The sequence below is a fragment of the Halobacillus sp. B23F22_1 genome, assembly GCF_043497005.1.
In the GTDB taxonomy this organism is placed as follows: Bacteria; Bacillota; Bacilli; order Bacillales; family Halobacillaceae; genus Halobacillus_A.
Map to the genome: position 1 here is coordinate 323,856 of NZ_JBIEKE010000002.1, position 21,271 is coordinate 345,126.

Below are 21,271 nucleotides of genomic sequence, written 5' to 3' on the forward strand. Positions count from 1 at the left end.
CTTTTAATTTTTAGTTTTTATTTTTCCGTTCCATTTTTTAAAGCCGCCCTGTAATTGGTTTAAGTTTTGATAACCTTTCTTATTGAGCATTAATGCTGCACGTGTAGAGCGTGCACCACTTTGACAATAAAGATACACAGGCTTGTCCTTACGGATCTCCACTAATCGGTTTCTCATTTGAGATAGTGGAATATTGCGAGCTCCCAAAATATGACCACCGTCAAATTCTTTTGGTTCTCGTACATCAATAAGCTGGGCTTTTCTATAACCTTGACGAAACTCATCTTCCGTTAATGTGGTTAATATTTTTCGAGCCTTCAAAAATCGGAAAACGCCAAAAGCGATTAAGAAGACAATTGCACCAATTAAAATCCATAGTTCCATTTTATCTCTACCCCCTTTTCCCCTATCTATTATATGGGGGAATACTTCTTATTTCAAAGTTTTTTTCCCGTTGAAATTATATGGTAATGTATCTTATGATAGAGAAGCTTTATCTATAATTGAAAAAAAGTATTTTAAATGAAGTACGGTGCAAACGATAAAAAAGGTGATTTCGAATAAAAGAAGAGAGGTTTACTTTCAATATCTTCTTCTTACTTTATAATTTGAACGATTTTCAAATTGACAAAGTTCTAAAATGTTGTTCAAAACACAATATATAGAAATATTTTTTATTTTAAGTACAATATATTGATTAAAAAATCATAGATGTGGTATGTTACTTATAGGTTAAACATCACTGTAGTAATTTATGGACATGCCTCATGAAGCATGATTGAAGGGAGAGGTTTGTATGCAAATGACGTCCACAACGAGTGACGCTAACGCAAAAATCGATGTAGAACGTTTGAATGCTGATATTAGACAATTTGAACAGGTGCATGAGATTACACCGGATATGAAGGTAACACACAGCGGTGTATCAAGACTAGTCATGCTTGACCGCTATGCATTCAAAGACACAGAGAAATTAACTTTAGCAGAAGGTGATTTCGTTGTATTAACTGTTAAAGATGATCCTAAGTTTCCGGCACGCGGTTACGGTTTCATCCAATCAATCAATTGGGAAACACACAAAGCTGTTGTCAAGGTTGAACCTGATTTTGTTAATGTACTGGATAGTGAAAAAGAACGCGATTCAGGATTAATTACACGCAACCTGGATATCATAGATAAGCCTTTAGAAGTCTATTATGAGCAGATTGCTTTAAGGAATGCTGCTGGTTTATCAGCGGTTGAAGTAGATGAGGATAAAAGACAACAAAGTTTTGAAGAATTTTATAAAGAGCTTTCAAGTTTGAACTTTATACCTGCCGGCCGAGTTTTATATGGAGCAGGATCGAACACTGATGTTACTTATTTTAACTGTTACGTGATGCCATATATTCAAGATTCCCGTGAAGGAATTTCTGATCACCGGAAACAAGTAATGGAAATCATGTCTCGCGGGGGCGGGGTTGGAACAAATGGTTCTACTCTTAGACCGAGAAATACGCTTGCCCGGGGGGTAAATGGTAAATCCTCTGGTTCAGTATCCTGGCTTGATGATATTGCGAAACTGACACACTTAGTAGAGCAAGGTGGCTCAAGACGCGGAGCGCAGATGATAATGTTAGCGGATTGGCATCCTGATATTGTCGAATTTATTATTTCTAAAATGCAAAACCCTCGAATTTTGCGTTATTTAATAGAAAATACAGAAGATGAGCAAATCAAAAACTTAGCGAAAGAAAAATTAAAATTCACTCCATTAACAGAAACAGAACGTGATTTGTACCAAAGCGTTGTTAATTACAAAGCGATGCCAGGTCAGGGTGGTTTCACAGAAAGCAGCATCCGAGAAGCTGAAGAAAAACTTCATACAGGCGGAACGTATACCGTAAATAATCCTGAATTTTTAACTGGTGCGAATATTTCTGTATGTATTACAAAGGAGTTCATGGATGCTGTTGAGAATGAACAGGACTATCGCTTACGTTTCCCGGATGTGGAATCTTATTCTAAGGAAGAAATGGATATTTATAATGCGGAGTGGCAGGCAAGCGGAGATGTACGTGAATGGGAAGATAAAGGACTAGCTGTTCGCACATATCGTACAGTCAAAGCTGCCGAGCTATGGAAGCTTATTAATATTTGTGCTACTTATTCAGCGGAACCAGGCATCTTCTTTATCGATAATGCAAATGAGAAGACAAACGCTAGTGCGTATGGTCAAAAAGTGGTTGCTACTAACCCATGTGGTGAACAACCGTTAGCCCCATTCTCAGTTTGTAATCTAGCCGCAGTTAACCTTGCTGCAGTTGCAGACAAGGAAGCCAAGCAAGTCGATTTTGAAAAACTAAGAAAGACGGTAGCTACGGGTGTACGCCTGCAGGATAACGTAATCGATGCTACTCCTTATTTCCTGGAAGAAAACAAGAAACAGGCTCTTGGAGAACGCCGAGTCGGTTTAGGAGTGATGGGGCTGCATGACCTTCTTATTTATTGTGAAACAGAGTATGGCTCTGATGAAGGAAACCAGCTCGTTGATGAAATATTCGAAACCATTGCTACTACCGCTTATCGTGCATCGATCGACTTAGCTAAAGAGAAAGGAAGCTTTCCTTTCCTTATTGGAGAAACCGATGAAGAAACAAAACAACTCCGAGAGAATTTTGTGAATACTGGATACATGCAGGCAATGCCTGAAGATATAAGAGAAGGAGTCCTTCAATACGGAATAAGAAACTCTCATTTACTGACGGTAGCTCCTACTGGAAGTACAGGTACGATGGTGGGTGTAAGTACAGGTCTTGAGCCTTATTTTTCTTTCTCTTATTATAGAAGCGGCCGTTTAGGAAAATTTATTGAAGTAAAAGCAGATATTGTTAAAGAGTACCTGGACCGAAATCCCGACCAGGATCCTGATCAGTTACCGGAATGGTTTATTACTGCAATGACTATGAGCCCTGAAGCTCACGCGGACACACAGTGTGTGATTCAGCGCTGGGTAGACAGTTCCATCTCTAAAACAGTAAATGCACCAAAAGGTTATTCTGTAGAACAGGTTGAAAGTGTCTACCAAAGGCTTTACCGTGGTGGAGCTAAGGGCGGAACTGTTTATGTAGACGGCAGTCGTGACAGTCAAGTTCTAACGTTGAAAGCGGAAGAAAATGCATTTGACGGGGAGCAAACAGAGTTTGAATTTGAGGAAGATACAAAACCTCGGGTTGTACTGATGGATACGGTGCATGAACTTGAGAAAACGAATGTAACCATTGGCTCTGAAGTCGGGGACACCTGCCCTGTTTGTAGAAAAGGAACAGTAGAAGATATTGGCGGCTGTAATACGTGTACAAATTGTAATGCGCAGCTGAAATGTGGATTATAATATGGACACAAAGGACACTTGCTTTACGCAAGTGTCTTTCTTTTGTAATAGCTCCATTCCTTGTCATCAAAGGGAAACTAGTGTATCATTTTCATGAAAAGGTCTAGCGACCATATGCTGTATTGGGGGTTCAACATGCCGACGCCAAGTATGGAAGATTATATTGAACAAATTTACATATTAATAGAAGATAAAGGGTATGCTCGTGTTTCTGATATTGCTGAGAACCTGCAAGTCCACCCATCTTCAGTAACGAAAATGGTTCAAAAATTGGACCGTGACCAATATTTAAACTATGAAAAATATCGTGGGCTGATCCTGACCCCGAAAGGGAAAAAAGTTGGAAAAAGGCTCGTTTATCGTCATGAACTACTTGAACAGTTTTTGGAAATAATTGGAGTAGAAAAAGACAAAATTTATGAAGATGTAGAAGGGATCGAGCATCACTTAAGCTGGGATTCTATAGATCGCATAGGTGATCTGGTACAATATTTTGAAGAAAATAAAAGCCGAGTATCTGATTTAAGAGATGTACAGCAAAAAAATGAAGAGCAAAATAGTGAAGAGAATTAAAGCCGTTTTATAGCGCCTCAGCTTGTAGAGAAACCTTGGTTTTCTCTACATTTTTTTATGTCAGGGAAAGTTTCTATCATTCGATAGAATATGGGTGCAGGTAACAAAACCTATTCTACAGGCGAAAGGTGGGCTTCGGTTTTTATTGAAGTGTACCCATAATATCGACACGTATTAAATTGAATTAAGTGACGGCTTTTTCTTGTGCCTTTTCTTCAGGGAAGGGTTGCTAACCTCTTCTCTCTGTCTAAGCTTTTTCAACAGCCTGAGGCATTTTATAATGCCTTTTTTTCATGCCTTCTTGTTCTATAAACGACGACTTCTTTCTATATATAAGTGTGGGGGGATGTGCGTGAATATTGACGGCGTATTTTCTGGTGGAGGGGTAAAAGCACTTGCTTTTATAGGTGCATTAGAAGTATTAGAAGAGCAGAATTATTGTTTCGAAAGAGTGGCAGGAACTTCAGCCGGTGCTATTATTGCTTCTTTAAAAGCAGCGGGTTATAATGCGAAAGATTTAAATATCATTCTAGAGGAACTATCCTTTGAGAAATTGATCGACCAACCTCTCTCGGATCAAATTTTCCCATTTTCAAAATGGTTGTTTCTATACTTTAGAATGGGATTATATAAAGGGAATAGGTTAGAACAGCTTTTAACTAAATGGCTCCATAAAAAAGGAATTCACACTTTTGATGACCTGCCTAAGGGAAGCCTGAAAGTCGTATGCTCTGATGTTACTTTAGGGAGAATGGTTGTTTTTCCCGATGATTTAAGTGAGGTGTACGGTATTGATCCGAGGACGTTTTCTGTAGCAAAAGCAGTAAGGATCAGTGCAAGTTTGCCTTATTTTTTTATGCCTGTGAAAATACATGGAAAGAAGGGGAAATCGTTGGTTGTTGATGGAGGAGTTCTTAGTAATTTTCCGATTTGGTTATTTGAGAATGAGCATGGGAGAAGGAAGCGTCCGATAATAGGAATGCAGCTAAGCGATCCGCCAGATCAGCTGCCTGAGCGTAAAATAAAAAACTCTATTCAAATGTTTCAGGCATTATTTAGTACGATGAAGCAAGCTCACGATGCACGGTATATATCAACCACAAAAAGTCGTGACATTATTTTTATCCCTGTTAAAGGTGTGGAAACAACGGATTTTTACCTAAGTCCTCTACAAAAAGAAAGATTACTTGAAATAGGCCGTGAACAGGCGACGGGTTTTTTAAGAAGGTGGTCAAAATAAAAGATCGAGCCTGTATTAGAAAGAGGCACGATCTTTTTTATTATTTTTATTTCCTTCGATCACTCTTAAGTGGGATGGCTGCTTTCGTTTAGCTTTTTTCTTTTGGAGCGATGTGGATTTTGTAGTAGAAGGATTTGTTTTCGTTGATTTTACGGGCTTTGGCGCTTTGTATTTTTGTTTTGATTGTTTAACCGCTTGTTTATACTTTTTCATTTCATTGCTGTTACCTCCGGATCCAACGCGTTGACGGATAAAGAAAAAGTAGATGGCCCCGTAAATCAGCACTGCGATTCCAATCATCATTACAATAGACTTTAGAAAGCCAGATGTGTTGGTGAAGAGCTGCACACCCACGTAAAATATAGCAAGGGCAATTAGTGTATAGATCATAGGGCTTACCCAGTTCCTCGTCATGAATTATTCCTCCTTTACATAATTTCAATAAAGATAGTCTTACTATCTGTATACCACTTTAGACCTTGCTGTTATCATTTTTTTACACATTTATAAAATTCTTCGAGTCAACTAACTCTTTAAATTCTTTCCAATAAGGCTCTAATTATGCATAGATTAGGAAAATCACCTTTAATATTTAGTGGAAACGCCAGTACTTCTTTTCTTTTATTTTACAGCAATACAGAGACTTTCACTACAGTTTTTGCTCAAAGAAATTGGATGAAAAATAAGAAGTTGGAAAATATAACGATGAGGTGATGAAAATGTCAGATGAAGCAAAAGAACAAAGAAAACAAGAGCCGCCGCAAAGTGTGCTGGCCAAGTCATTAACTATTGGCTTTGTCTCTGGCGTACTATGGAGTACATTAGGAGCGATTTCTTATTATTTTCATTTTTCTGAAGTATCTCCAGCTTCGTTCATTTTTCGATCGTTCTGGCAGACGAATTGGACGAGTTCTTTTTTAGCGGAAATACTTGCAGTTATAATAGTAGGGTTATTGTCAATCTTAGTATCTCTTATATATTATTTATTATTGAAACGAAAAAATGGTATGTGGCCAGGACTGCTATTAGGTATAGTAGTATTTTCAGCTGTTTTCTTTGCTTTGAATCCTATATTTTCAGCTGTACCTACATGGAGTGATTTAACTAGCGATACGTATGTAACGAGTGTATGCCTATTCATCCTTTATGGAGTTTTCATTGGATATTCAATTTCGTACGAGTTTCACGAGTATAATCAGCAGCCAAAGTGATGATATGCTCATAGTATGATAAAATATAGGAGTATATTCATTTTGGGAGAATAGGGTGGTTGGTTAATCGTGAAACGTTTGTTACTACTTAACGGACCTAATTTAAACAGGTTAGGTCAAAGAGAACCGGACACATATGGAACGGAAACACTAGCTGATGTGGTCAATAAAGTAAAAGCTGTAACAGATGAATACCAATATGAGTTGGATCATTTTCAATCCAATCATGAAGGTGAACTTATAGATAAATTACACGAAACGGAAGGGGAGGTTTCGGGTATCATTTTTAATCCTGCGGCCTATACTCACACAAGTGTTGCCTTGCGAGATGCTATCGCATCAATTACAGCTCCAGTCATTGAAGTCCATATTTCGAACGTTCATCAGCGAGAAGAATTTCGTCACCATTCGATGTTAGCGCCAGTATGTGAGGGACAGATTGTGGGTCTTGGTACAGATGGCTATCAGCTCGCAGCAGTAGGGCTGCTAAAAAAGCTTTAAAAGCGAAGGGAGAATTTTTTCATGACTAAACTTGGTAAATTACGGGCCGCGCTTGGAGAACAAGGGATAGATGGTTTCCTTATCATGTCCTCTAAGAATAGAAGGTATATCGCTAACTTTACAGGATCTTCTGGTGCTTTAATAATCACCGCAGATCAAGCGCTTTTGATCACTGATTTTCGCTATACAGAACAAGCGGCAGAACAAGCAACCGGATTTTCTATAATCGAGCATAAAGTACCTTTACATGAAGAAGTAGCTGCGCAGGCAAATCAATTAGGAATCACTAAATTAGGGTTTGAAAAAGATTTACTTACATATGGGCAGTATGACCTCTTCCGCCAGCATGTAAAAGCAGATTTAACACCTACTTCAGGGTTAGTAGAGAAGTTGCGCTTGATAAAGTCCGAAGACGAGATTACTATATTAAAGGATGCCACCAAAATTGCTGATGATGCTTTCTCCCATATATTAAATTACATAAAACCTGGAGTTAAAGAAATAGAGATTTCTAATGAACTGGAATTTTTCATGAGAAAACAAGGAGCTTTATCGTCTAGCTTTGATATTATCGTTGCTTCTGGTTCCAGGTCGGCATTACCCCATGGTGTTGCTTCAGACAAAGAAATACAAACGGGTGAATTAGTGACGTTGGATTTCGGAGCTTTATACAATGGCTATTGCTCTGATATTACTCGGACGGTAGCAGTTGGACAAATAGATGAAAAGTTGAAAGAAATCTATGATACTGTCTTACAGGCTCAGCTCAAAGGAATGGAAGGTTTAAAAGCAGGAATAACGGGGAAAGAAGCAGATGCATTGACGCGTGATTATATTAAAGATAAAGGTTACGGCGACTTTTTTGGTCATTCAACCGGTCACGGCATCGGACTGGATGTACATGAAGGTCCCGGACTTTCTTATCGTTCTGATGTAGTTTTAGAACCAGGAATGGTGGTAACGGTTGAGCCGGGCATCTACGTTCCTAAAGTTGGTGGTTGCCGTATAGAAGACGATACAGTAGTGACTGATACAGGCAACGAAACATTAAGTCATTCACCGAAAGAATTAATTACGCTTTAATAGGAGGAATAAATATGATTTCAGTTAACGATTTTAAAACGGGACTTACAATTGAAGTAGACGGAAGTATTTGGCAGGTGGTTGAATTCCAACACGTTAAGCCCGGAAAAGGGGCTGCATTCGTTCGCTCAAAGCTGCGAAACTTGCGTAATGGAAATATCCAAGAAAAAACTTTCCGAGCTGGTGAGAAAGTAGAGAAAGCTCATATCGAGAACCGTAAAATGCAGTATTTATATGGATCGGGAGACATGCATGCTTTTATGGATACTGAAACATATGAGCAAGTTGAATTACCTACAGCTCAAATCTCTGAACAACTGAATTACCTGAAAGAGAATATGGAGGTTCAAATCCAAACATATGAAGGCGAAACAATTGGAGTAGAACTTCCTAATAATGTTAAATTAAAAGTAGAAGAAACTGAGCCAGGAATTAAAGGTGATACGGCTAGCGGCGGCACGAAACCAGCCACATTGGAAACTGGATTAATTGTACAAGTGCCATTTTTCATTAATGAGGGTGAAGTGTTACTTATTAATACCTCAGATGGTAAATATGTGTCTCGTGCTTAAATAAGAGACTAGTTAGAGCAACCCTAATAGGGATTGCTCTTTTTTTATGGTTCCTCTATCAACAGTCATATCTTTTAAGAGAGCACATACATATAAGGTAAAGAAGGTAAAGGAGACCATTTTTGATGAAGCAGATTATCCGTTTGTTTCCTGAGCATTATGCTCCTTTGTTAAGAAAACAAGTGAATTGGGACATTACTCAGGAGATTCGATTACGTGTGAATAAAGCACTGGAAGTAGTAGATGGAAATGGTGTAAAAACTATCGCGAATGGCGTCGTCTCTTCATCCGATCTATCATTTGTACTCAACCAAGTCAGTCAATTTTCGGTTTATAAATTTAAAGAAGAAATGAAGGAAGGCTTCATCACCATTGAAGGGGGGCACCGAGTAGGACTAGCCGGCAAAGCTAATGTGAATAACAGCGTAGTAGAAACTTTAAAGAATATAACGTTTATGAACATTCGCGTAGCGCATGATCACATCGACAATGCAAAGGGGATTATACCTTACTTATTCAGTGAAAGTAGATGGCTGAGTACACTTATCATTGGGCCGCCTCATTCGGGGAAAACGACGGTTCTTCGAAATATTTCACGTTGGATAGGAAGTGGTAATACTTTTTCGCAAAGCGCAAAAGTATGCATCGTCGATGAGAGGTCTGAACTAGCTGCCTGTCGAGAAGGAATACCTCAAATGGATGTAGGCAATCGTACTGATGTTATGGATAGTTGTCCGAAATCTGTGGGGATGATGATGATGATTCGTTCTATGTCCCCCGAAGTTCTAATTGTAGATGAAATTGGGGGGATGGAAGATGCAGCTGCAGTAAAAGAAGCGGTTAACACTGGGGTTCAAGTGATCTGCAGTGTCCATGGGGAAGGATTAACCACGGTAAAAAGAAGAAAGGATGTAGGCCCCTTACTTGATGATGAAGTATTTGATCGTTATGTCATATTGGAGAGACTTAAAGCAATTTCTAGTTATTATTTAACTGTTTTAGACCGCCACGGCAAACAGATGGTCAAAGTGAAAGGGGAGGGAAATGATGGAATGGTTCGGGGCCCTGATCGTACTAGTCGCTACAACGTGGGTAGGGTTTGATATTGCGGCTAAATTTAGAAAGCGTCCTGGTCAAATCAGACAATGGAAGAGTGCTCTGCAAATGATTGAAGCTGAAATGGTTTATAGTCAGTCATCTTTGTGGGAAGTCTGTGAAAAACTTTCCGTTATACTTCCCCCGCCTGTTTGCTATTTTTTTTCAAGTCTAACCAAAGAAAAAGATTCTTGTACTGACTTCAGTGCTTTATGGAGTGCGGAGTTAAGGAAGCATTGGTTTTGGAATGCAATGTCAAAAAGTGATCTTGATATTCTTATACAATTTGGAACAACAATTGGGCAGCACGATTTAACTCAGCAGCAAAAACAAATTAAGTTAACTACACATCATCTAGACTTACAGCTTAATGAAGCAATTGAAAGTTCGAGCAAACATGAAAAACTAGCTCGCGGGGTGGGGGTGTTAAGTGGATTGTTAGTTGTTTTATTACTTATTTGATGAGGGGGAGGGGACGTTGTGTTTCAAGACGCATCCATCCTATTTCAAATTGCTGGCATAGGAATTATCGTTGCTATGATCCATAGCATTTTGAAGCAAATGGGAAAAGAAGAGATCGCGCAAGTAGTCACACTTACAGGCTTCATCATCGTTTTATTTATTGTGCTGCACAGGCTGGCGGACTTATTTCAACAAATTAAATCGGTCTTCCTGTATCAAGGATAGACGATCATGGATATTGTTCAAATCGTATCTTTAGGACTAGTTGCAAGCTTGCTCATTATCTTATTAAAAGAACATAAATCCTCTATAGCATTTTTGCTTTTATTGTTTACTGTGATTCTCATTTTTATAGCCGTCATTGATCATGTCAAATATATCTTTTCTCTTCTTCAATACATGGCTGAAAAGGCACAGGTAGAGTCAATTTATTTCAAGACAATTTTAAAAATAATAGGTATAGCCTATATTACTGAGTTTGGCTCCCAGTTGATTCGTGATGCTGGATTAAATTCCTTAGCTTCAAAAGTGGAGCTCGCGGGGAAATTGTTTATCCTTATGCTGGCAATCCCAATCATTACAGCCTTAATTGAGACAATACTTGATTTTATACCTGGAGCTGCAGGTTAAGGATTGAGGTTCGAAATGAAAAAAATACTTTTACTTTGCTGTTTTAGTTTTGGAATATTATTTATGCCAAATGTGTCGGAGGCCTCCACCTCTAATGATGAAGAAGTTAGATCATTAATGGATCACATTTCAACCGAAGAATTAGAGCAAAATTATGAACATCTTCATGAGCAATATGGTGAATACATGCCTAAAGTAGATTTTAACGATCTTAGTGGCTGGGGGAATGAAAAACCTACAAATACAGGTTGGATTTCTGGAATCGTATCTTTTTTATTCCATGAATTGTTGACAAACGGGAAACTTTTAGGAGCGCTTCTCTTCCTCACTTTGTTTAGTACCTTACTGCAAGCCATGCAGTCTTCATTTGAGAATACTGTTGTCAGCAGAATCGCCTATATGGTCATCTATCTAGTATTAATCGGACTTGCATTAGAAAGTTTTGGACAAGTTATTGAGTATACATTGGGAGCCATAAATCAAATGAGCAGCTTCATGATCGGACTCCTGCCACTTTTGTTAGGGATTATGGCATCTTTTAGTCATCTTATGTCGATTTCTTTTTTTCATCCTGTTATTGTGGCTCTCGTTCAATCAAGTGGTCTACTTGTTAAATTTGTCCTTATCCCTTTATTCGCTTCATCGGCACTTCTGCTTATCGTGGGTTCGCTAAATGAAGCTTTTAAGGTTGATCAATTAGCGGAATTAATGCGTAAGACGGGGATGGCGATCATGGGAGTTTACTTGACTTTATTTCTAGGAGTTATTTCTGTGCAGGGCACAGTTACTGCGGTACAGGACGGAGTCACGATGAAGACGGCACGATTTGTTACAGGCAATTTTGTGCCTGTCGTAGGCCGGCTGTTTACAGATGCGACCGATACAATTTTAGGAGCCTCTCTTATATTGAAAAATACATTAGGGATTGCAGGAGTGGTTATTCTTTTAGGCATTTCATTATTTCCTGCGTTAAAAATATTAGCAATCGCTCTCATCTATAAACTGGCTGCTGCCCTGCTGCAGCCAGTAGGAGATGGTCCAGTCGTAACCGCAATGGCCGTCGTTAGTAAGCACATGATGTATATATTTGCTGCATTGCTGATGGTATCCATGATGTTTTTCTTAGTTATCGTCATTATGGTTGCAGCCAGTAATATAACAATGATGGTTCGATAAGGTGGATGTCTTATGCAAGTTTTTATCCAGTGGATCATTGAAATCGTTCTATTTCTCCTGTTAGCAATGGTTGCCGATGCTCTGCTTCCATCAGGACTAATGAAAAAGTACGCAAGATTAGTAATGGCGATTTTATTGCTGCTTGTCATTGTAGACCCTCTGCTTCAGTTTCTAAAGCTTGATCCTAACCAGATCCTATATTCAGTTGAAAGACAGATGGAAGCAAGTATGGAAACAGAACAATTAACAGGTGAAATTGAAGAAAAGAAAAATGAAATATTGAATGGACAAGATGCATATACATTACAACAGGTGAAGGAAGCAATAGTGGCTCAGCTTCAAGAGCCTATAGAGAGCAGTGAACAAGTAACGGTGGAAGCGGTTGATCTGACTTTTTTTCAAACCCCGCACTCCTTAGAGTCACTGGACAAGCTTGTATTATTCATATCCTCAACAGAAGAGGGGGGATCTGTTGAGGAAGTTATTATCTCAGCAGCAGATGAAGAAAAAAGAGCTGAAAAGCCGCAATTTGAAGAAGATTCAATTAAAGAGTTAGCTGCTCAACAATTGGATCTTGCTAAAGAACAAATTGAAATACGCTGGGAGGAAGATCATGAGTAATTGGTTGAGTAAGCTGTTAAGTCCTTTATCTTCAAAAGAAGGACAGAAACTAAACAAGCCAAAATACCTGATCATTATAGGGTTAGTAGGTGTGATGTTTATTTTAGTTAGCAATTGGTTCCAAACGCCAAACCCTACTGCCCCGCCTCCTCCAACTAATGAAAGTTCAGCTTCTGAGGAGGAGACCGAAGACATATCACTATCTGTTGATCAGCTTGAAAGTGAGTTTGAACAACAACTGAAGCCCCTTCTTGAAAACATACAAGGCGTAAGTGATGTGGACTTAATGATCAATCTAGCTGCTACGGAGGAGAAAGTGTATGACAAAAACTTAATTATTGGAAAGCAAACTACAAAAGAAACGGACAAGAATGGAGGCGAACGAGAGATTGAGGATTATTCGAAGGAACAGCAGTTAGTACTTGTAAGACAGGGTGATCGAGAAGTGCCTTTGCTGACAAAAACTAACAAGCCTAACGTCAGCGGAGTGTTTGTTACGGCAAAAGGCGTTGAACAGATGAAAGTAAAAGAATGGGTAGTTGAAGCTGTGTCTCGTGTACTTGATGTACCCAGCCACAGGGTTTCAGTTTTACCTAAATCATAGGGAGGGTTTCTCTTGGTAAAAAAACAAACGGTATGGCTGTTAACGATGTTAAGTTTACTTATTGTGTTAAGTGTCTATTACATGACTTCACCTGATAACGGGGAGATGGCTTTCATTCAAGATGATGAATGGCAAGAGGGAGAGAACGGAGAAGAAGGGACTTCTGAAGATGTAGTAACTTCGGAATTATCTACTGATGAATTGTTTGCCTCCATCCGTCTTGAAAAACAAAATGAAAGAGACCAGAAATCAGAACAACTTTCAGAAATTGTAGCTTCTAGTGATTATTCGGCAGAAGAGAAAAATGATGCCATGGAAGAAATGGAGACATTACAGGAAACGTCTTCTAAAGAATCGATTTTAGAAAATACCATTCGAGCAAGCATTCCATATGAAGATGTATTAGTTAGAGCTGAAGACGATGTTATTCAAGTTACCGTACAAGCTGAAGAGCTTACGAAGTCTGAAACTAGAGAGATTATGCAAATGGTTTCTGATGAATTTGGGCAGATGCGCGTGGAAGTGAAGTTTCAACCAACCTCATAAATATGAAATCTCCTTTGCCAATTGGTAAAGGAGATTTTTAATTACTCTAGTAAAGCGAAAGGAAAGTTGCAGGGAAGTGGTATTGTATCGTAAAATGTTATAAGGAGTTATTAGTACCAGTTATAAAAGCTATATACATAAAGGGGTGCCCAACATGTTAAAGGTTCAAGAAATACGTGAACTAATTAAATTAATTGATGATTCACAAATCGATGAATTTTCATATGAAGCAAATGGAACTAAGGTGTGCATGAAGAAGAGCGGAGGAAAAGTTGTAACAGAAGCTCCTGTACAACAAAATACACTTCCAAAAGCTGCACCAGAGGTAAGCGAAGCTTCTCAACCAAAAGAAGAATCACCTAAAGCTGAAGAAAGGCAAGAGCCACAAAAGGAGACAGCAGACTACGATCAAGAAATTACTTCTCCGATGGTAGGTACATTTTACGAGTCACCTTCACCAGATCAAGGAGCTTATGTGAAAGTTGGCGATGAAGTTAAACAAGATTCAGTCGTATGTATAGTTGAAGCGATGAAATTATTTAATGAAATTGAAGCAGAAGTAACAGGGGAAATCGTAGAAATCCTCGTAAAAGATGGCGAACTCGTCGAGTATGGTCAACCATTATTTCGAGTGAAGACAGCGTAGTCGGGGGGTTATTGTCATGATAAAAAAAGTACTAATTGCGAATCGCGGTGAAATTGCAGTTCGGATCATCCGTGCCTGTAAAGAAATGGGATTAGAAACGGTAGCAGTGTATTCAGAAGCCGATAAAGAAGCTTTACATGTCCAAATTGCCGATGAAGCCTATTGTGTTGGTCCAACGTTAAGTAAAGACAGTTATTTAAATTACACGAATATAATGAGCTTGGCTACACTGACGCAAACGGATGCTATTCACCCGGGCTATGGCTTTTTAGCTGAAAACGCAGAATTTGCAGAGATGTGCGAAGAATGCAACATTACTTTTGTCGGCCCTTCTTCTTATGCGATTCAGAAGATGGGGACCAAAGATGTAGCTCGTGAAACGATGAGAGAAGCAGGAGTGCCTGTTGTACCTGGCTCTAAAGGGATAATTGAGGATGTTGAAGAAGGTAAGCGAATAGCAGAAGAAATCGGATATCCAGTTATTATTAAAGCAACTGCCGGCGGTGGCGGAAAAGGTATTCGAGTAGCAAGAACGGAAGAAGATCTTGAAAAAGGGATCAGAGTAACCCAGCAAGAAGCAGAAACTGCTTTTGGAAACCCGGGGGTCTACATTGAGAAATTTATTGAAGACTTTCGCCACGTTGAAATTCAAGTGTTAGCTGATAATCACGGGAATGCCGTACATTTAGGTGAAAGAGATTGTTCTATTCAGCGCCGTTTGCAAAAATTAATTGAAGAAACACCATCTCCTGCAATTGATCCAACCATGCGCACAAAAATGGGGGATGCAGCAGTAAAGGCTGCTCTTGCGGTAGATTATTCTGGTGCAGGAACCGTAGAATTTATTTTTGATCAGAAAGAGCAAAGATTCTATTTTATGGAAATGAACACTCGTATACAAGTAGAACATCCTGTGACAGAGATGGTAACTGGTGTCGATCTTATTAAAGAGCAATTAAAAGTTGCGAATAATGAAAAGTTATCTTTTATACAAGAGGAGATTCAATTTGAAGGCTGGGCTATGGAGTGTAGAATTAACGCAGAAGACCCTTTTAAAAACTTTATGCCATCAGCAGGAACAATTGAAATGTATTTACCTCCAGGTGGGTTCGGTGTGCGTGTAGATTCTGCGGCATATCCTGGATACATGATTCCTCCTTATTATGATTCAATGGTAGCCAAGTTGATTACTTATGGTAAAGATCGTCAAGAAGCTGTACAGAGAATGAAAAGAGCTCTTGATGAGTTTGTTGTTGAAGGGGTCAAGACTACAATTCCATTCCATCAAAGAATGATGGATCATGAGGTATTTGTACAAGGCGATTTCAACACTAAATTTCTCGAGAATTATAATGTTTTGGAGGACGAATAATTAAGGAGTGGTCACAAATGGACGAAAGACAATTGTTAAACGTTACAGAAGGTTCAACTCTTGGTAATGTAGAGATTGCTCCAGAAGTGATTGAAGTAATTGCTGGCATAGCTGTTTCTGAAGTAGCAGGCGTAGCTGCTATGCGAGGTAATTTCGCCACTGGTGTTGTTGAAAGACTAGGAAAAAAAAGCCATGGCAAAGGTGTAAAAGTGGAACTTGATGAAGAAGGAATATTAATTGATGCGTATGTGGTTATGGACTACGGAATTTCCATACCAGAAACCGCACAAAAAATTCAAGATAATACACGTCAAGCACTAAAAAACATGACAGCGCTTGAAATTAAAGAAATTAACGTCCATGTGGTCGGCGTACAAATGGAATCAAGAGAAGAAGCGGCAACCGAAGAAGACTAATTATAAAAGGCCAGCAGCAGGTTATTACCCTGGACTGGTCTTTTATTAATGGTGAATAGCATTTAAGAATTGAAAATGTTATGATTCTATCGGATATGACATTAAAGGAGAAAAAGACCGATGAAACGACGAATAGCAAGAGAAAAAGCATTTCAAGCGCTTTTCCAAATGAATTCAAGTGAAATAGGTGCGGATGAAGCCATTGAACACGTCCTCAATGATGAGGAGAAAGATGCCTTTTTGATGGAGTTGGTAGAAGGGGTACTTAAACACAGAAATGAAATTGATGATTGGATAGAAACACACTTAGAAAATTGGACGTTCACTCGACTAGCTCGAGTAGAAAAAACTTTGCTCCGAATGGCCGCTTACGAAATTAAATTTAATGAGGAAGTTCCCTCTCAAGTGGCCATTAATGAAGCTGTTGAGCTTGCGAAGATATTTGGAGAAGATCAATCAGGTAAGTTTGTTAATGGCGTATTATCTAAAATGGTGAAGTAGGAAGGGGAATTTAAGTATGTCAGCAGAAGTTATTTACGGTAAAGATCTAGCTACTCAAATTCGACAAGAAATGAAAGAAGAAGTTGCTTCTTTAAGTAAAGAAGGGATTCACCCTAAGCTCGTAGTTATTATCGTAGGGGAAGATCCAGCCTCTCAATCCTATGTCAAAGGAAAGCAGCGTGCCTCTGAAAATATAGGAATGGAATCAGATTTATTAGAACTATCGGCAGATACTTCTCAAGAAAAATTATTAGAGACGATTGAGCAGTTAAATTCTGTTTCTTCAGTCCATGGCATTCTTGTCCAGCTTCCACTACCCGACCAGATTGATGAGCAAAAAGTAATTGAAGCTATCGATCCCAGGAAAGATGTTGATGGATTCCATCCAATTAATGTTGGAAAGTTAATGACTGGACAAGATACGTTTTATCCGTGTACGCCGTATGGAATACTTGTCATGCTTAAGCGAGCCAACGTTACGGTTGAAGGCAAGCATGTGGTAGTCGTTGGTCGCAGTAACTTAGTAGGTAAGCCTGTGGGGCAGCTTTTACTTAATGAGAATGCTACCGTTACCTACTGTCATTCTCGTACAAAAAACATGAAAGAATTAACACAACAGGCTGATATACTTATCGTTGCGGTAGGCAAACCTCGTATGATTACAGGAGAAGATATAGCAGAAGGAGCTGTGGTGATAGATGTGGGAGTTAATCGAGTCGATGGAAAATTGACAGGTGATGTTGATTTTGAATCAGCTTCAGAAAAGGCTTCGTTCATTACCCCTGTACCAAAAGGAGTAGGACCCATGACGATTACAATGCTTCTTCATAATACGATTAAAGCTGCAAAGTGGATTCATAACCGGTAAGGAGATATGTGAAGTGAATGAGCGTTATTTAACCGTTACAGCTCTTACAAAGTATATTAAAAAGAAGCTCTCCAATGATTATCATCTTAAGGAAGTATGGCTCCGCGGAGAGGTTTCTAATTTCAAACATCACAGCCGCGGTCATATGTATCTTTCTTTAAAGGATGAACATGCAAGAATTCAAGCAGTCATGTTTGCAGGGAATAATCGAACGTTAAAGTTTACTCCTGAAAATGGAATGAATGTGCTGGTTCGTGGCGAGATAAATGTTTATGAACCAATGGGGAGTTATCAGCTGTATATTCAGGATATGCAGCCAGACGGTCTTGGGGCTTTATATTTAGCTTTTGAACAGTTAAAAGAAAAGCTTCAAAAGGAAGGGTTATTTAGTGTTGAAAGAAAGAAGAATATACCTGCTTATCCCAAACATATAGGAGTTATCACCTCACCTTCAGGGGCTGCCATACGTGATATCCTAACGACAATTAAACGTAGATACCCTATTGTGAAAGTATCGATCTTACCTGTGCTCGTTCAAGGTAAATCGGCTGCCAATTCGGTTAATAAAGCGATCCAATATGCGAACGACCATTTAGACTGTGACGTGCTGATTGTTGGAAGGGGAGGAGGATCTCTAGAGGACTTGTGGGGCTTTAATGAAGAAGTTGTAGCAAGAGCCATTGCCAGTTCAGCGACACCTATTATTTCAGCTGTAGGTCATGAAACAGATACCACTATTAGTGACTTTGCAGCAGATGTAAGGGCGGCCACACCGACAGGGGCTGCGGAATTAGCTGTACCTTCTCTTATTGAACTAAAAGATCGTGTGCAGACCTTAAAAAGAAGATTACAAAGAGCAATGGAGGTCGATCGCTCCACGGCTAAAGAAAAATTGAATCGACTGGTAAAATCGTATGCTTTTAAATATCCTGGACAATTAATGAACCAAAAAGAACAGGATTTAGATCGGATGATTGAACGTCTAACACAAAGTGTTAACCAAGTAAAAAAACAACAAACTGATCGGTTCTCTTATTTAACTAATCGTCTTTTTCAGCAGCATCCTCAAACAGAAATCGAGGCTAAACAAAAGCAGCTTCAAGAAGTGACAAAGCTTTTGCAAACACAATTTCATCATAAATTAACTGCAAAAAAAGAACAATTTCACTCAAAACTTGAAAAATTAACCTTGCTCAATCCTCTGGACACTATGAGGCGGGGTTACGCAATTCCGTACAATCATAACAATCAAGTGATTAAATCAGTGAATCAAATATCTAAGGGCCATGATGTGAAAGTAACACTTCAAGACGGTACTCTATATTGTGAAGTGGTTGATGTAAAGGAGGAGAAAAAATGAGTGAAGAACAAGAATCAGTGAGCTTTGAAGAAGCTATGCGTCAACTTGAGGAATTGGTAGAAAAACTCGAGACAGGCGAAGTTCCTTTAGAGAAAGCCATTCAGTATTATCAAGAAGGAATGAAGCTTTCTAAAGTTTGTAATGAAAAACTAAGTACAGTAGAGAAACAAATGCATCAGATTTTAAATGAACATGGAGAGTTTGAGGCGTTCGACGTTCAGGAGGAAGAGTAGTGGAAAGCTTAACCCCTTTTTTAGATAAGTATAAACGCATAGTGAATTCAGAATTAGAAAGACATATTAGGCAAAATACGAATGAAGGACGTCTGCAGAATGCTATGCTCTATTCCATTCAAGCAGGGGGCAAACGCCTTAGGCCTATACTTCTAATGGCTACTATAGAAGCTTTTCAAAAAGATGCTGGAAAAGGTGCAAGTGTAGCTTGCGCTTTAGAGATGATTCACACATACTCTTTAATTCATGACGATCTACCTGCTATGGATAATGATGATTTAAGAAGAGGTCAGCCTACAAATCATAAGAAATTTGATGAAGCTACAGCTATTCTTGCAGGCGATGCACTTCTTACATTAAGTTTTAATGTTATTTCTAATGCGGAAGAATTAACCAGTGAAGAAAAAGTCTTCATCATTAGTCAATTATCAGCAGCCAGTGGTCCTAAAGGAATGGTAGATGGTCAAATGAAGGATATGAATAGTGAGAACCAAACGCTCCCACTTGAAGATTTAGAAAAAATGCATAAGCACAAAACGGGGGAGCTTTTAAAGTTTGCTGTTTTAGCAGGTGCTTTTCTAGCAGAGGCTAAGGAGCGCGAGTTATCCGAAATAACAACGATGGCCGAGGCGTTGGGGCTTCTTTTTCAAATACAAGATGATATTTTAGATGTCATAGGTGATGCAGAAGCAATAGGCAAACCTACTGGAAGCGATGAAGGCAATTATAAAAGTACATACCCGCAGCTTTTAGGTCTAGAGGGAGCGATCAAACAGAGAGATTACTACTTAAAGATTGCTCAGGATGCTTTACATGAAGCAGGAGTGGACGGAACGGTGTTATCAGAATTAATCAACTATTTAAGCCAGAGGGACCGTTAAAGTTTGGCCAGCGTTTTTTATTGAGGAAGTTGAACGATTGTGATATATTTGATCTACAAAAGGAATGGTGCAGTATTCTAGTCGGCCCTCCGTTCCTGAAGGCGGGCCTAAAAATCCGCCGAAGGGCACATCGATGAAGTTCCTTGTGTCGGCTTGAGGCGCCCAGCCTTGGGTCGGTGCTGGGAGTTAAGGTTGCAGGGCGATCCACAAAGGCATGTGGGCGTTGACCCTGCTTCCGCGGAGGCCCATCTTTGTAAGAGTTTCTAAGCCGGAGTCTCTTATGAAATGGGGTATGAACCTACTTTTATATGGAGGAATAATCTGTATAAGTAGCGTAGCCTGCCTTGAGTGGTTTTGAGGGGATTATAGTCATGGACCATTCAAAACTTTAGATGGCCACTAGGGTTTGAAGAGGTAACTATATGAAATCTGAACTGCAAAAGAGGCTAAGGAACGGCTAAAGGCTGTCGGGGAAATCCCCTAGGCTGTTCTATGGACGTGAATCGAGAATTATAGTACGGACTAAGTGGTAATCTAGTCCAACTTCCGGAAACGGAGTTGATCCGGATTTAAAGGGGAACCGCCAGAATGGTGACATTCGGTATCCGGTTGGGAAAACCTACTAGACCTAAGCCGTAATTTTTACTCGATTGACGACCATTCCTTTCTTACATAAGTCGTAATTATAAATATTGAGGTTGAAAATGGACAATAAATTTAGAAAATCCTTAAAGTTTAGTATTAGTATTGCCGTTATCACTTTTGTGTTAGCGGCTATTTTTTCAATAATTTCCTCTTCCGTATTAACTGAGGTTGTATGGGGGATTGGACTAATTATCGTACTCCTCATTGTATTTACTGGGGTAGTTTTTGATATGCTAGGAATAGCAGCAACTGCTGCCTCAGAGCCCCCATTCCACGCCATGGCCGCTGAAAAGATCCCCGGAGCTAAGGAAGCTATTATCATCGTGAGAAACGCAGATCGCTTTGCAAGTTTCTGTAACGACGTAATAGGGGATATATCTGGTATAGTGAGTGGAACAGCAACAGCTGTTGTTGTCATTCAATTAGCTAACGTGTTCGGTCATTCTGATGGTTCAACCGTTCAAATCACATTGTCAGTAGTATTAACAAGTATTGTGGCAGCATTAACTGTTGGCGGCAAGGCTGTTGGTAAATTTCTTGCCATACATTCTTCTACGAAGATTATTTTTATGACTGCTCGAGTGATTGCGTGGATTGAATCAAGCTTTAAAATAAATATACTTTCCGCCTCAACAAAATCCACTCGAAAATCACGATAAAAA

The 21,271-nt window shown here is 39.2% G+C and carries 26 protein-coding genes; 24 read left to right on the forward strand and 2 right to left on the reverse strand.

What is annotated here, in order from left to right; all coding sequences use genetic code 11:
* Window positions 1–3 precede the first annotated feature (3 nt).
* Window positions 4–384, reverse strand: coding sequence for a rhodanese-like domain-containing protein (locus ACGTNH_RS09415; RefSeq protein ID WP_394586462.1), 381 nt, complete (start codon window positions 382–384; stop codon window positions 4–6).
* 418 nt (window positions 385–802) lie between these two features.
* On the opposite strand from ACGTNH_RS09415, the gene ACGTNH_RS09420 reads away from it, so the two are divergent.
* The 3 genes from ACGTNH_RS09420 (at window position 803) to ACGTNH_RS09430 (ending at window position 5,186) form a co-directional block, all read left to right on the forward strand.
* On the forward strand, window positions 803–3,373 hold the full coding sequence (locus ACGTNH_RS09420) for a vitamin B12-dependent ribonucleotide reductase (RefSeq protein WP_394587682.1): 2,571 nt from the start codon (window positions 803–805) through the stop codon (window positions 3,371–3,373).
* A gap of 135 nt (window positions 3,374–3,508) precedes the next feature.
* The gene (mntR, locus tag ACGTNH_RS09425; protein WP_394586463.1) at window positions 3,509–3,946 is read left to right on the forward strand and encodes a transcriptional regulator MntR; all 438 of its coding nucleotides are present in this window, start codon (window positions 3,509–3,511) and stop codon (window positions 3,944–3,946) included.
* A 346-nt stretch (window positions 3,947–4,292) separates the two neighbouring features.
* The gene (locus ACGTNH_RS09430) at window positions 4,293–5,186 is read left to right on the forward strand and encodes a patatin-like phospholipase family protein (protein ID WP_394586464.1); all 894 of its coding nucleotides are present in this window, start codon (window positions 4,293–4,295) and stop codon (window positions 5,184–5,186) included.
* Window positions 5,187–5,201: 15 nt separating this feature from the next.
* Here the strand turns inward: ACGTNH_RS09430 and ACGTNH_RS09435 are convergent, their stop codons facing one another.
* Window positions 5,202–5,600, reverse strand: coding sequence for an SA1362 family protein (locus tag ACGTNH_RS09435; RefSeq protein WP_394586465.1), 399 nt, complete (start codon window positions 5,598–5,600; stop codon window positions 5,202–5,204).
* 305 nt (window positions 5,601–5,905) lie between these two features.
* On the opposite strand from ACGTNH_RS09435, the gene ACGTNH_RS09440 reads away from it, so the two are divergent.
* From ACGTNH_RS09440 to ACGTNH_RS09540, 21 genes are all read left to right on the forward strand, one after another.
* The gene (locus ACGTNH_RS09440; protein WP_394586466.1) at window positions 5,906–6,397 is read left to right on the forward strand and encodes a YqhR family membrane protein; all 492 of its coding nucleotides are present in this window, start codon (window positions 5,906–5,908) and stop codon (window positions 6,395–6,397) included.
* Between the two features lie 69 nt (window positions 6,398–6,466).
* A complete protein-coding gene (gene aroQ, locus ACGTNH_RS09445) occupies window positions 6,467–6,898 on the forward strand; it encodes a type II 3-dehydroquinate dehydratase (RefSeq protein WP_394586467.1) in 432 nt (143 codons plus the stop codon).
* Between the two features lie 21 nt (window positions 6,899–6,919).
* Complete coding sequence (locus ACGTNH_RS09450) at window positions 6,920–7,981, forward strand: M24 family metallopeptidase (RefSeq protein WP_394586468.1); 1,062 nt, start codon at window positions 6,920–6,922, stop codon at window positions 7,979–7,981.
* A 14-nt stretch (window positions 7,982–7,995) separates the two neighbouring features.
* Window positions 7,996–8,553: an elongation factor P gene (gene efp, locus ACGTNH_RS09455; RefSeq protein WP_394586469.1), complete on the forward strand. Its 558-nt coding sequence runs from the start codon at window positions 7,996–7,998 to the stop codon at window positions 8,551–8,553.
* A 125-nt stretch (window positions 8,554–8,678) separates the two neighbouring features.
* Entirely contained in the window at window positions 8,679–9,656 is a 978-nt protein-coding gene (gene spoIIIAA / locus ACGTNH_RS09460) for a stage III sporulation protein AA (RefSeq protein WP_394586470.1), read from the forward strand.
* Window positions 9,601–10,110 (forward strand): stage III sporulation protein SpoIIIAB, encoded by a 510-nt coding sequence (gene spoIIIAB / locus ACGTNH_RS09465; RefSeq protein WP_394586471.1) that lies wholly within the window; start codon window positions 9,601–9,603, stop codon window positions 10,108–10,110. The genes spoIIIAA and spoIIIAB overlap by 56 nt, the downstream gene beginning before the upstream one ends.
* 18 nt (window positions 10,111–10,128) lie before the next feature.
* Window positions 10,129–10,335: a stage III sporulation protein AC gene (gene spoIIIAC, locus ACGTNH_RS09470; RefSeq protein WP_101844256.1), complete on the forward strand. Its 207-nt coding sequence runs from the start codon at window positions 10,129–10,131 to the stop codon at window positions 10,333–10,335.
* Between the two features lie 6 nt (window positions 10,336–10,341).
* A complete protein-coding gene (spoIIIAD, locus tag ACGTNH_RS09475) occupies window positions 10,342–10,740 on the forward strand; it encodes a stage III sporulation protein AD (protein WP_394586472.1) in 399 nt (132 codons plus the stop codon).
* Between the two features lie 15 nt (window positions 10,741–10,755).
* Window positions 10,756–11,916 carry a stage III sporulation protein AE gene (spoIIIAE, locus tag ACGTNH_RS09480; RefSeq protein WP_394586473.1) on the forward strand — a complete coding sequence of 387 codons (1,161 nt, stop codon included), beginning with the start codon at window positions 10,756–10,758 and terminating at the stop codon, window positions 11,914–11,916.
* 12 nt (window positions 11,917–11,928) lie between these two features.
* Complete coding sequence (spoIIIAF, locus tag ACGTNH_RS09485; RefSeq protein WP_394586474.1) at window positions 11,929–12,537, forward strand: stage III sporulation protein AF; 609 nt, start codon at window positions 11,929–11,931, stop codon at window positions 12,535–12,537.
* On the forward strand, window positions 12,530–13,141 hold the full coding sequence (spoIIIAG, locus tag ACGTNH_RS09490; RefSeq protein WP_394586475.1) for a stage III sporulation protein AG: 612 nt from the start codon (window positions 12,530–12,532) through the stop codon (window positions 13,139–13,141). Before spoIIIAF ends, spoIIIAG begins: the two co-directional genes overlap by 8 nt.
* Window positions 13,142–13,153: 12 nt before the next feature.
* Window positions 13,154–13,687, forward strand: coding sequence for a SpoIIIAH-like family protein (locus tag ACGTNH_RS09495; RefSeq protein WP_394586476.1), 534 nt, complete (start codon window positions 13,154–13,156; stop codon window positions 13,685–13,687).
* Between the two features lie 154 nt (window positions 13,688–13,841).
* Window positions 13,842–14,333 (forward strand): acetyl-CoA carboxylase biotin carboxyl carrier protein, encoded by a 492-nt coding sequence (gene accB / locus ACGTNH_RS09500; RefSeq protein ID WP_394586477.1) that lies wholly within the window; start codon window positions 13,842–13,844, stop codon window positions 14,331–14,333.
* Window positions 14,334–14,349: 16 nt separating this feature from the next.
* Window positions 14,350–15,705, forward strand: coding sequence for an acetyl-CoA carboxylase biotin carboxylase subunit (gene accC, locus ACGTNH_RS09505; RefSeq protein WP_394586478.1), 1,356 nt, complete (start codon window positions 14,350–14,352; stop codon window positions 15,703–15,705).
* 17 nt (window positions 15,706–15,722) lie between these two features.
* Window positions 15,723–16,121 (forward strand): Asp23/Gls24 family envelope stress response protein, encoded by a 399-nt coding sequence (locus ACGTNH_RS09510; RefSeq protein ID WP_253922304.1) that lies wholly within the window; start codon window positions 15,723–15,725, stop codon window positions 16,119–16,121.
* A gap of 120 nt (window positions 16,122–16,241) precedes the next feature.
* Entirely contained in the window at window positions 16,242–16,622 is a 381-nt protein-coding gene (nusB, locus tag ACGTNH_RS09515; RefSeq protein WP_394586479.1) for a transcription antitermination factor NusB, read from the forward strand.
* Window positions 16,623–16,638: 16 nt separating this feature from the next.
* Window positions 16,639–17,490, forward strand: coding sequence for a bifunctional methylenetetrahydrofolate dehydrogenase/methenyltetrahydrofolate cyclohydrolase FolD (gene folD, locus ACGTNH_RS09520; RefSeq protein ID WP_394586480.1), 852 nt, complete (start codon window positions 16,639–16,641; stop codon window positions 17,488–17,490).
* 13 nt (window positions 17,491–17,503) lie between these two features.
* Window positions 17,504–18,850, forward strand: coding sequence for an exodeoxyribonuclease VII large subunit (gene xseA / locus ACGTNH_RS09525; protein ID WP_394586481.1), 1,347 nt, complete (start codon window positions 17,504–17,506; stop codon window positions 18,848–18,850).
* Complete coding sequence (locus tag ACGTNH_RS09530; RefSeq protein WP_394586482.1) at window positions 18,847–19,083, forward strand: exodeoxyribonuclease VII small subunit; 237 nt, start codon at window positions 18,847–18,849, stop codon at window positions 19,081–19,083. The genes xseA and ACGTNH_RS09530 overlap by 4 nt, the downstream gene beginning before the upstream one ends.
* Entirely contained in the window at window positions 19,083–19,964 is an 882-nt protein-coding gene (locus ACGTNH_RS09535) for a polyprenyl synthetase family protein (protein WP_394586483.1), read from the forward strand. Before ACGTNH_RS09530 ends, ACGTNH_RS09535 begins: the two co-directional genes overlap by 1 nt.
* Before the next feature lie 704 nt (window positions 19,965–20,668).
* Window positions 20,669–21,268 carry a hypothetical protein gene (locus tag ACGTNH_RS09540; RefSeq protein WP_394586484.1) on the forward strand — a complete coding sequence of 200 codons (600 nt, stop codon included), beginning with the start codon at window positions 20,669–20,671 and terminating at the stop codon, window positions 21,266–21,268.
* Window positions 21,269–21,271: the final 3 nt, after the last annotated feature.

Excerpts from the sequence above, each read along its gene's own strand:
- mntR (WP_394586463.1), top strand. The coding sequence starts at position 3,509 with ATGCCGACGCCAAGTATGGAAGATTATATTGAACAAATTTACATATTA.
- spoIIIAD (WP_394586472.1), top strand. The coding sequence starts at position 10,342 with ATGGATATTGTTCAAATCGTATCTTTAGGACTAGTTGCAAGCTTGCTC.
- ACGTNH_RS09420 (WP_394587682.1), top strand. The coding sequence starts at position 803 with ATGACGTCCACAACGAGTGACGCTAACGCAAAAATCGATGTAGAACGT.
- ACGTNH_RS09440 (WP_394586466.1), top strand. The coding sequence starts at position 5,906 with ATGTCAGATGAAGCAAAAGAACAAAGAAAACAAGAGCCGCCGCAAAGT.
- spoIIIAA (WP_394586470.1), top strand. The coding sequence starts at position 8,679 with ATGAAGCAGATTATCCGTTTGTTTCCTGAGCATTATGCTCCTTTGTTA.
- ACGTNH_RS09415 (WP_394586462.1), bottom strand. The coding sequence starts at position 384 with ATGGAACTATGGATTTTAATTGGTGCAATTGTCTTCTTAATCGCTTTT.
- ACGTNH_RS09510 (WP_253922304.1), top strand. The coding sequence starts at position 15,723 with ATGGACGAAAGACAATTGTTAAACGTTACAGAAGGTTCAACTCTTGGT.
- ACGTNH_RS09540 (WP_394586484.1), top strand. The coding sequence starts at position 20,669 with ATGGACAATAAATTTAGAAAATCCTTAAAGTTTAGTATTAGTATTGCC.
- ACGTNH_RS09430 (WP_394586464.1), top strand. The coding sequence starts at position 4,293 with ATGTGCGTGAATATTGACGGCGTATTTTCTGGTGGAGGGGTAAAAGCA.
- spoIIIAB (WP_394586471.1), top strand. The coding sequence starts at position 9,601 with ATGGAATGGTTCGGGGCCCTGATCGTACTAGTCGCTACAACGTGGGTA.
- ACGTNH_RS09435 (WP_394586465.1), bottom strand. The coding sequence starts at position 5,600 with ATGACGAGGAACTGGGTAAGCCCTATGATCTATACACTAATTGCCCTT.
- accC (WP_394586478.1), top strand. The coding sequence starts at position 14,350 with ATGATAAAAAAAGTACTAATTGCGAATCGCGGTGAAATTGCAGTTCGG.
- accB (WP_394586477.1), top strand. The coding sequence starts at position 13,842 with ATGTTAAAGGTTCAAGAAATACGTGAACTAATTAAATTAATTGATGAT.
- spoIIIAF (WP_394586474.1), top strand. The coding sequence starts at position 11,929 with ATGCAAGTTTTTATCCAGTGGATCATTGAAATCGTTCTATTTCTCCTG.
- spoIIIAG (WP_394586475.1), top strand. The coding sequence starts at position 12,530 with ATGAGTAATTGGTTGAGTAAGCTGTTAAGTCCTTTATCTTCAAAAGAA.
- ACGTNH_RS09450 (WP_394586468.1), top strand. The coding sequence starts at position 6,920 with ATGACTAAACTTGGTAAATTACGGGCCGCGCTTGGAGAACAAGGGATA.
- efp (WP_394586469.1), top strand. The coding sequence starts at position 7,996 with ATGATTTCAGTTAACGATTTTAAAACGGGACTTACAATTGAAGTAGAC.
- ACGTNH_RS09530 (WP_394586482.1), top strand. The coding sequence starts at position 18,847 with ATGAGTGAAGAACAAGAATCAGTGAGCTTTGAAGAAGCTATGCGTCAA.
- spoIIIAE (WP_394586473.1), top strand. The coding sequence starts at position 10,756 with ATGAAAAAAATACTTTTACTTTGCTGTTTTAGTTTTGGAATATTATTT.
- nusB (WP_394586479.1), top strand. The coding sequence starts at position 16,242 with ATGAAACGACGAATAGCAAGAGAAAAAGCATTTCAAGCGCTTTTCCAA.
- folD (WP_394586480.1), top strand. The coding sequence starts at position 16,639 with ATGTCAGCAGAAGTTATTTACGGTAAAGATCTAGCTACTCAAATTCGA.